This is a genomic window from Methylobacterium nigriterrae, assembly GCF_037106235.1.
Classification (GTDB): Bacteria; Pseudomonadota; Alphaproteobacteria; order Rhizobiales; family Beijerinckiaceae; genus Methylobacterium; species Methylobacterium nigriterrae.
In genome coordinates this window covers 1-332 of record NZ_JBAWTG010000645.1, presented here as the reverse complement: position 1 = coordinate 332, position 332 = coordinate 1, and the positions used below count along the sequence as shown (strand labels likewise).

Annotated in this window: 1 protein-coding gene; it reads left to right on the top strand. The window is 66.3% G+C overall.

Translation table 11 applies throughout. The features are described 5' to 3' along the window. Window positions 1-332 (top strand): transglycosylase domain-containing protein (locus tag WDW90_RS38590; RefSeq protein WP_336492933.1); only part of this gene is annotated, 332 nt, incomplete at both ends.

The window sequence follows — 332 nt, the reverse complement described above, 5'->3', positions numbered from 1 at the left end:
TACCTCAACCAAATCGAGTTCGGAGGCCGCGAGATCGTGGGTCTCTACCGGGCGAGCCGGCACTATTTCCGCAAGGAGCCGAAGGACCTCAACCTCTACGAGGCCGCCCTGCTGGCCGGGATGGTGCAGGCCCCGGCCCGGTTCAACCCGCTCAAGGAAGCGACGAGGGAACAGGCCAACGAACGCGCACGGCTTGTTCTCGGCCTCATGGTTCAGCAGGGGCGCATCAGCACGGCCGAGCGGCTTCGGGCCGAGCAGGTCGGCATTCGTCCCGGGGTGCTGCCGGAGTTCAAGATCCAGGCGCAGCCGTTCACCGAGTGGGTGGTCCAGAC